Source organism: Leifsonia sp. 2MCAF36, assembly GCF_052115525.1.
GTDB lineage: Bacteria > Actinomycetota > Actinomycetes > Actinomycetales > Microbacteriaceae > Leifsonia.
The window spans coordinates 180,844-189,379 of record NZ_JBFRGV010000012.1; the positions used below are offsets into that span (position 1 = coordinate 180,844).

Below are 8,536 nucleotides of genomic sequence, written 5' to 3' on the forward strand. Positions count from 1 at the left end.
AGGCTAGTCCCGACTACCGACGGAGCGCCTGCTCCACGTCCTCCAGCAGGTCGTCGACGTCCTCGATACCGACGGACAGTCGGACGATGTTGTCCGGCACTTCGAGGGCGGTGCCGCGGACCGAGGCGTGGGTCATCTCGGACGGGTATCCGATGAGCGACTCGACGCCGCCGAGCGACTCGGCGAGCTGGAACGCGCGCGTGGACTCGGCGAAGCGGCGGGCCGCCGGCGCTCCCCCGGCGAGCGCGACCGACAGCATCCCGCCGAAGCCGCTCATCTGGCGGGCCGCGAGGTCGTGCGCCGGGTGCTCGGGCAGCCCGGGGTAGTACACGGTCTCGACGCCGGCGTGGCCGACGAGCGCCTCTGCGATCGACTGCGCGTTGGCGCTGTGCTGCCGAACCCGGACCTGCAGGGTCTTGATCCCGCGCACGGTGAGCCACGCATCCATCGGCGACGACACCGCACCGGCGGCGAACTGCAGGAACTGCGCCTTCTCGGCCAGTTCCTCGTCCGCGAAGACGAGGGCGCCGCCGATGACGTCGGAGTGACCCCCCAGGTATTTGGTGGTCGAGTGGACGACGACGTCCGCGCCGAGGGACAGCGGCTGCTGCAGCGCCGGGGAGGCGAAGGTGTTGTCCACCACGACGACCGCGCCCACCGCGCGACCCAGTTCGACCAGAGCCGCGATGTCGCTGATCTTCATCAGCGGGTTGCTGGGCGTCTCGATCCACAGCATCCGGGAGCGGTCGGTGGCGAGGGCCGTCCGGACGGCGTCCAGGTCGGCCAGATCGACGGTGGTGTTGCGGATGCCCCACTCGCTGTGGATGCGCTCGATCAGCCGGTGCGTGCCGCCATACGCGTCGTTGCCCAGCACGATGTGGTCCCCCGGTCGCAGCGCCGCACGCAGGAGCGCGTCCTCCGCCGCGAGGCCGGAAGCGAAGGAGAGTGCGCGGACGCCGCCCTCCAGCGAGGCCAGCAGCGTCTCCAGCGACGTCCTGGTGGGGTTGCCCGACCGGCCGTACTCGTAGCCGTTGCGCAAACCCCCGATGCCGTCCTGCACGAACGTCGAGGTCTGGTAGATCGGCGGGATGATGGCGCCCGTCGTCGGGTCGAACTCCTGGCCCTCGTGGATGGCGCGCGTGGCGAAGCCGTGTGTCATTTGTCGTTCTCTCGTCCGGGTCAGTCGCTGAAGTAGTTGAGGAGGTCCTGCCGGGTGAGCACGGCGACGGGCTTGCCGCCGTCGGTCACCAGCAGCGCACTGGCGGCGGCGAGCGCCGCGCGCGCGGCGGAGACCGACTCGTTGGCGCCGATGAGGGGCAACGGCTCACCGAGGTGCTTCCCGACCGAGTCGCTCATCTCCGCGTGACCGCTGAAAACGGCGTCCACCAGCGACCGCTCGTCGAGCGCACCGGCGACCTCGCCCATCACGACAGGCGGCTCCGCGGTGAGCACCACCAGCTGGGAGACGCCGTACGTGTTCATGGTCTGGATCGCGTCCCGCACCGTCTCGGCGGGGTGGGTGTGCACCAGGTCCGGGAGGTCGCCGCGCTTCGTCTTCACGATGTCGTGCACCGTGGACTCGTCGGGCACCTCGCTGAAACCGTAGGACTGCATCCACCGATCGTTGAAGATCTTGGCGAGGTAGCCGCGGCCGCCGTCGGGCAGGATCACCACGACGATGTCGTCCGGGCCCAGGCTCTCCGCCGCGCGCAGCGCCGCGACCACGGCCATGCCGCTCGAACCGCCGACCAGGATGCCCTCCTCGCGGGCGAGCCGCCGGGTCATCCGGAACGCCTCGGCGTCGCTCACCGCGATGACCTCGTCCACGACCGTCGGGTCGTATGCTCCCGGCCAGAAGTCCTCGCCGACACCTTCGACGAGGTACGGCCGCCCGGTGCCGCCCGAATACACCGAGCCCTCCGGGTCGGCGCCCACGATCCGAACGCGGCCCTCGGAGACTTCGTTGAGGTAGCGTCCGGTGCCGGTGATCGTGCCGCCGGTGCCCACGCCGGCGACGAGGTGGGTGATCCGGCCGTCCGTGTCGCGCCAGATCTCCGGACCCGTCGTCTCGTAGTGGCTGCGCGGGCCGTTCGGGTTGAAGTACTGGTTGGGCTTGAACGCCCCCGGAATCTCGGCCGCCAGCCGGTCGGACACCGAGTAGTAGGAGTCGGGATGGTCGGGCGGCACCGACGTCGGCGTCACCACCACCTCTGCTCCATAGGCGGTGAGGACGTTGATCTTGTCCTCGCCCACCTTGTCGGGGAGCACGAACACGCACCGGTAGCCGCGCTGCTGCGCGACCAGGGCGAGTCCCACTCCGGTGTTGCCGCTCGTCGGTTCCACGATGGTGCCGCCGGGCTTCAACAGCCCTTCGCGCTCCGCAGCGTCGATGATGCGGGTCGCAATACGGTCCTTCGACGAACCTCCGGGGTTCAGGTACTCGAGTTTGACGAGCACCGTCGCCGCGATCCCGTCGGTCAGCCTGTTGAGCTTCACGAGCGGGGTGTCGCCGACCAAGTCGATGATGGTCTGTGCGTACTTCACCCGTCCCACCTTAATGCCCGCATTAGCGAGAGACGAGTGTGTGACACTGCCGCCCTAGAATCGCATCATGCCCGTGTCCGACCTGTCGCCCGTCGCGCAGGACTACCTGAAGATCATCTGGTCGGCAACGGAATGGTCGGACGAGCCGGTCACGGTGAAGCAGCTGGCCGACCGGATGGGCGTGCGCGCCGCGACCGTCTCCGACGGCGTCCGGCGCCTCGCGGAGCAGGGACTCGTCGCCCACGAGCGGTACGGCGGCGTCGGCCTGACGGAGGCCGGCCGCCGGCACGCTGTTGCGATGGTCCGCCGGCACCGGCTGATCGAGACGTTCCTGGTGGAGGAGCTCGGCTACGGCTGGGACGAGGTGCACGACGAGGCCGAGGTGCTGGAGCACGCCGTATCGGACGAACTGGTCGAGCGGATCGACCGCCGCCTGGGCTTCCCGTTGCGCGACCCGCACGGCGACCCCATCCCGACGGCCGACGGCACCCCGCGCCGGCCCGACGCCGTGCCGCTGCTGGCTGCCGAACCCGGCACCAGCGTCGCGGTGGTGCGCATCTCGGACGCCGACCCGGCCGTCCTGCGGTACCTGTCCGAGCGCGGCATCGGGCTCGACACCGCGCTCACCGTGGAGGCGCAGGGCGCCTCCGCCGGCGACGTCACCGTGCAGGTCGGAGGCGCGCCCGTCGAGCTCGACGCGGCGGCGGCCTCCGCCCTGTGGGTCGCGCTCACGCGCTAAGCGGTCGATTCACCTGCTGGCCAGCGGACCGTCCCCTCAGCCCCGCAACTAACAGGGCAACTCCGACAAGAATCGGCCCGTATGCCGTCGCCGTCGACGCCCAGCTTCCGCTGTTGGTCGTGACCGTGCCGTTTCCATCAGCTCGCAACCACTCACATTCGCGGCCCACCGGCAACCAACTCAGACGCTGTTCCACAATGTCACTTCGCTCGCTAACAATCGCGAGCGGCGAGGAGGGCCCTTCCTGCGAGCAGGAATTCATCTTGGCCGCGGCGAACATCGACAGGCTGGCGTAAAGACCAAAGGCTAGGAGCACCACTCCAAACAATATCCGCACTGCCCGGAACCATCGACCGCGTCTGCTCAATTGGACCCCCTCCTCCCAGCCTTCGGAGTCGGACGTCGATTCGCGACATCCGCAAGGATGATGCTTGCGATCGAACTCGCGCGCTCGACGCGCAGGCTGTCCGCTATTGCGACGCGAACGTGAGGACGACCAGAGTCAGGTTCAGCACCACGACCAGCCCAGCCACCGCCCCGCCGAGGATGCGCACCCACAGCCGGTCGGCGGACTCCCCCATCACCGCAGGCGACCCGGTCAGGCGCAGCAGCGGGATCATCGCGAAGGGGATGCCGAGACTCAGGAACACCTGCGACAGGACGAGCGCCCAGGTCGGGTCCGCCCCGAGTGCGAGGATGACGATCGCGGGAATCAGGGTCACCACGCGGCGTGCCAGCAGCGGCACGCGCACCTTCAGCAGCCCGCCCATGATCGTGGCTCCCGCATAGCTTCCGACCGAGGCCGACGCCAACCCGGATGCGAGCAGCCCGACCGCGAACACGACGCCGACCGCCGGGCCGAGCGACGCCGAGATCGCCGCATGTGCGCCCTCGATCGTCCCCGTCCCGTCGACGCCCCGCAGAGATGACGCCGCCACCAGGAGCATGGCGACGTTGACGGCACCCGCGATGACCAGGGCGAGCACCACATCCAGACGGGTGGCGTGCAGCAGCGTCCGGATGCGCCCTGCGTCATCGGACGCGCCGTGGCGGTCGCGCGCCAGTGCCGAGTGCAGGTAAATGGCATGAGGCATGACGGTCGCACCGAGCATGCTCGCCGCCAGCAGCACGGTCGGAGCGCCGTCGAAGCGCGGGACGAGTCCGGCCGCGGCTTGGCCCCAGTCCACCGGGCTCACGAACAGCCCGGCGAGAAAGCCGACCGCGATCACGGCGAGAAGACCCACGATGACCGTCTCGAACGTGCGCTGGCCGCGCCGCGACTGGACGCCCAGGATGCCGATCGCGACCACGCCGACGACGACCCCGCCGACCGGCAGCGGCAGCCCGAACAGCAGGTTGAGCGCGATCGCCCCGCCGATCACCTCCGCGATGTCGGTCGCGGCGGCCACGAGTTCCGCCTGCACCCAGTAGGCACGCCGACCGGCGGTGCCCAGTCGCTCGCCGAGCAGTTCGGGGAGGCTGCGGCCGGTGACGATCCCCAGCTTCGCCGACTCGTACTGCACGAAGACGGCGATCCCGTTGGCGGCGACCAGCACCCAGACCAGGAGGTACCCGTAGCGGGCGCCCGCGGTCAGGTTCGCCGCGACGTTCCCCGGGTCGACGTATGCGATCGCGGCGACGAACGCCGGCCCCAGGAGCAGCAGAATGCGCGCGGGCGCGGCGCGCTTCGCCCGCTCCCTCACGCCGACACTCATCAGGCTCCCCTCCACTGGAAAGTTAGCCCAGTCTAACTCCCCCGCCCCCGCCCCGTCCCCGTCCCCGTGCTCCGCTGTCCCCCGCCGTCGAGTCCTCACAAAGTGCACGCGACACGCCGCCCAGGCGTGCACTTTGTGAGGACTCGACGGTGGGAGGCGGGGGCGCGGGGAGAACAGGGGGTCAGTCGTCTAGGAGGGCGGACTCGGTGGTCTGCTCGCGGTAGAGGCGGGAGTAGACGCCGCCCTGGTCCAGCAGCTCGCGGTGCGTGCCCCGCTCCACCACCTGGCCGTGGTCGATCACGAAGATCACGTCCGCCGCGACGATCGTCGACAGCCGGTGGGCGATCGCGATGGTGGTCCGTCCGCTCGATGCGGCGTCCAGCGCCTGCTGGACGACGCGCTCGGAGATGGTGTCGAGCGCGCTCGTGGCCTCGTCGAGCACCAGCACCTCCGGATCCTTCAGCAGCACCCGGGCGATCGCGATCCGCTGCTTCTCGCCGCCCGACAGCCGGTACCCGCGCTCGCCCACGACGGTCGCGTAACCGTCGGGGAAGCCGACGATGGTCGCGTGGATGTTGGCCCGCTTCGCCGCATCCTCCAGCTCCTCCTGGGTGGCGTCCGGCCGCGCGTAGCGGAGGTTCTCGGCGATCGTCGCGTGGAAGAGGTAGGTCTCCTGGCTGACGACGCCGATGTGCGAGACCAGGGAATCCTGCTGCAGGTCTCGCACGTCCGTGTCCCCGAACAGGATGCGCCCGCTGGTCGCGTCGTAGAAGCGAGGGATGAGGTACGACACGGTGGTCTTGCCGGCGCCGCTCGGTCCGACGAAGGCGGCGAACTCGCCCGGCTGGATGACGAACGACACGTCGTCCAGGGTGTTCCGCTCGCCGTCGCGGGCGTCCGGGTAGCGGAAGACGACGTGGTCGAACTCGATGCGGCCGAGGTCCTGGGCCGGGTCGACCGGCACGGCGTCCGGGCGGTCGTCGATCGCCGGCTTCAGGTCGAGGTACTCGAAGATCCGGGCGAAGAGGGCGCCCGAGGTCTGGAGGTCGAGGGCCACCCGCATCAGGGCGAGCAGCGGGAACAGCAGCCGCGCCTGAACGGTGGTGAAGGCGACGATGGTTCCGGCGGAGATGTCGGTCGCCCCGCCGACGATCAGCCAGCCCGACACCAGGTAGACGATCGCCGGGATGGACGACAGGAAGATGTTCACCATCGCGAAGAACCACTGGCCGCTCATGGCCTGCGAGACCTGCAGGCCGATCTGGTTGTCGTTCTCGGCGGAGTAGCGCCCGACCTCGGTCGCCTGCCGGTTGAAGCTCTTCGAGAGCAGGATGCCCGAGACGCTCAGCGTCTCCTGGGTGATCGCCGTCATGTCCGACAGCGACTCCTGCGTCCTGGTGGCGATGCGGGCCCGCACCTGTCCGACCCGGCGTTGCGCGATCACCAGGATGGGCATGAGCACGACCGCGACGATGGTGAGCTGCCAGTTCAGCAGCAGCATCGCGACGAGGGCGGCGATGACCGTGACGGTGTTCCCGAGGATGCTCGAGATCGTGTTCGTGAGGACGCTCGCCACCCCGCCGACGTCGTTCTGCAGCCGCGACTGGATGATGCCGGTCTTCGTGTGGGTGAAGAAGCTGAGCTCCATCGACTGCAGGTGCGAGAACAACCGGACGCGGAGCGCTCCCATCACCTTGTTGCCGACGGATGCCGTGAGATAGGTCTGCCACACCCCGAGCAGGGCCGAGATCACGTACACGACGAGCATGAGCACGACGATCTCGACGAGCACGGGCAGGTTCGGGCCGCCCTTCGGGAACAGCCCGTCGTCGAAGGCGCGCTCGGTGAGCAGTGGCGGGATCACCGACAGCGCGGCGCCGACCAGCACGAGGACCATGGTGAACCCGATGGCCGCGCGGTGCGACGAGAACAACGAGACGATGCGACGGAACAGATGCGGGATCTTCGGCGCCTCGGCGTTCAGCGCCCGCTGGGCATTCATGTCACCGCCGCTGACGCGCCCGCGGGCCGCTCCACCGCCGCCCACTCCGCGCATCCCGCTCACCGACCAAGCCTAACTCGCGGGCAGTGCGGCGTGACTCAACCGTGATGCAAGCGCTTGACGTAAACGCTTGCATGCCGCGCGATTCACGGGGTAGGTTGTGGCCGGGCGCACACCCGCGCCCGCACCAAGAGCTCAACGAGGAGTGAAATGAAAGCAGCACGTCTCTCCGTGATCGCCGGTGTGGCCCTGGTGGGTCTCACGCTGGCTGGATGTACCGGCGGCGGCGGATCGGGAAGCGGAGGCGGCGACGCCAACGCCAACACCGCCAGCAAGGGCCCGATCACCTACGTGCAGGGCAAGGACAACTCCAACGTCGTCCGCCCGCTGATCGAGAAGTGGAACGCAGCCCACCCCAACGAAAAGGTCACCTTCAAGGAGCAGACCGACCAGGCGGACCAGCAGCACGACGACCTCGTGCAGCACTTCCAGGCGAAGGACTCCAACTACGACGTCGTCGATGTCGACGTGGTGTGGACCGGTGAGTTCGCCGCCAAGGGCTGGCTCCAGCCGCTGACCGGCCAGTTCAAGATGGACAACTCGGCCCTCCTGGCGCCGACCGTCAAGGCGGGCACCTACAACGGCACGCAGTACGCGGCGCCGCAGACCTCCGACGGCGGCATCCTGTACTACCGCAAGGACCTGGTCCCGACCCCGCCGAAGACGTGGGACGAGATGCTCAAGGACTGCGACACCGCCAAGGCGCAGGGCATCGGCTGCTACGCCGGGCAGTTCGCGCAGTACGAGGGCCTCACGGTCAACGCCGCTGAGGCGATCAACACCAACGGCGGAACCATCGTCGGTGAGGACGGCAAGAAGGTCACGGTCAACAGCCCCGAGGCCAAGGCAGGCCTGACCCGGCTGGTGGACGGCTTCAAGAACGGGCAGATCCCGGCCGAGGCCATCACCTACCAGGAGGAGCAGGGCCGGCAGGCGTTCGAGGCCGGCAAGCTGATGTTCCTGCGCAACTGGCCGTACGTGTACAACCTGGCCAAGACGGACGGCTCCTCGACGGTGAAGGACACCTTCGGGATCGCGCCGCTGCCGGGCGTCTCGGCCGACAAGCCGGGCGTCTCCAGCCTGGGCGGTCACAACGCCGCGATCAGCGTGTACTCCAAGCACAAGGGGACCGCGTTCGAATTCCTGAAGTTCCTGCAGAGCGCAGAGACCCAGAAGTTCTTCGTGACCCAGGGCTCGCTGGCACCGGTGGTGGCTTCGCTGTACGACGACGCGTCGCTGAACAGCCAGCTGCCGTACCTGAAGACGCTGAAGACGTCGATCGCGAACGCGGTACCGCGTCCGGTGTCGCCGTTCTACCCGGCCATCACGAAGGCGGTGCAGGACAACACCTACGCCGCTCTGAAGGGTGACAAGACGGTGGACCAGGCGCTGAAGGACATGTCGTCCGCCATCCAGACCGCCAGCGCGGGTTGATCCCGGACTGAATCGGTCGCCGGGCGGCGGGAACTCTCCCGC

Annotated in this window: 6 protein-coding genes; 2 read left to right on the forward strand and 4 right to left on the reverse strand. The window is 68.9% G+C overall.

The features are described from left to right. Window positions 1–13 precede the first annotated feature (13 nt). Together AB4079_RS17345 and AB4079_RS17350 are read right to left on the reverse strand one after the other, a co-directional pair. On the reverse strand, window positions 14–1,183 hold the full coding sequence (locus AB4079_RS17345) for a cystathionine gamma-synthase (RefSeq protein ID WP_441788576.1): 1,170 nt from the start codon (window positions 1,181–1,183) through the stop codon (window positions 14–16). Next, the gene (locus tag AB4079_RS17350) at window positions 1,180–2,544 is read right to left on the reverse strand and encodes a cystathionine beta-synthase (protein ID WP_441788564.1); all 1,365 of its coding nucleotides are present in this window, start codon (window positions 2,542–2,544) and stop codon (window positions 1,180–1,182) included. Before AB4079_RS17350 ends, AB4079_RS17345 begins: the two co-directional genes overlap by 4 nt. Window positions 2,545–2,611: 67 nt before the next feature. Between AB4079_RS17350 and AB4079_RS17355 the strand changes: the two genes are divergently transcribed. Continuing rightward, the gene (locus AB4079_RS17355) at window positions 2,612–3,283 is read left to right on the forward strand and encodes a metal-dependent transcriptional regulator (protein ID WP_441788565.1); all 672 of its coding nucleotides are present in this window, start codon (window positions 2,612–2,614) and stop codon (window positions 3,281–3,283) included. Between the two features lie 470 nt (window positions 3,284–3,753). Here AB4079_RS17355 and AB4079_RS17360 read toward each other — a convergent pair whose 3' ends face one another. Both AB4079_RS17360 and AB4079_RS17365 read right to left on the reverse strand, forming a co-directional pair. Further along, the gene (locus tag AB4079_RS17360) at window positions 3,754–4,998 is read right to left on the reverse strand and encodes an Nramp family divalent metal transporter (RefSeq protein WP_441788566.1); all 1,245 of its coding nucleotides are present in this window, start codon (window positions 4,996–4,998) and stop codon (window positions 3,754–3,756) included. Window positions 4,999–5,179: 181 nt separating this feature from the next. Further along, window positions 5,180–7,054, reverse strand: coding sequence for an ABC transporter ATP-binding protein (locus AB4079_RS17365; protein WP_441788577.1), 1,875 nt, complete (start codon window positions 7,052–7,054; stop codon window positions 5,180–5,182). A gap of 156 nt (window positions 7,055–7,210) precedes the next feature. On the opposite strand from AB4079_RS17365, the gene AB4079_RS17370 reads away from it, so the two are divergent. Then, window positions 7,211–8,494 (forward strand): ABC transporter substrate-binding protein, encoded by a 1,284-nt coding sequence (locus AB4079_RS17370; RefSeq protein WP_441788567.1) that lies wholly within the window; start codon window positions 7,211–7,213, stop codon window positions 8,492–8,494. Window positions 8,495–8,536: the final 42 nt, after the last annotated feature.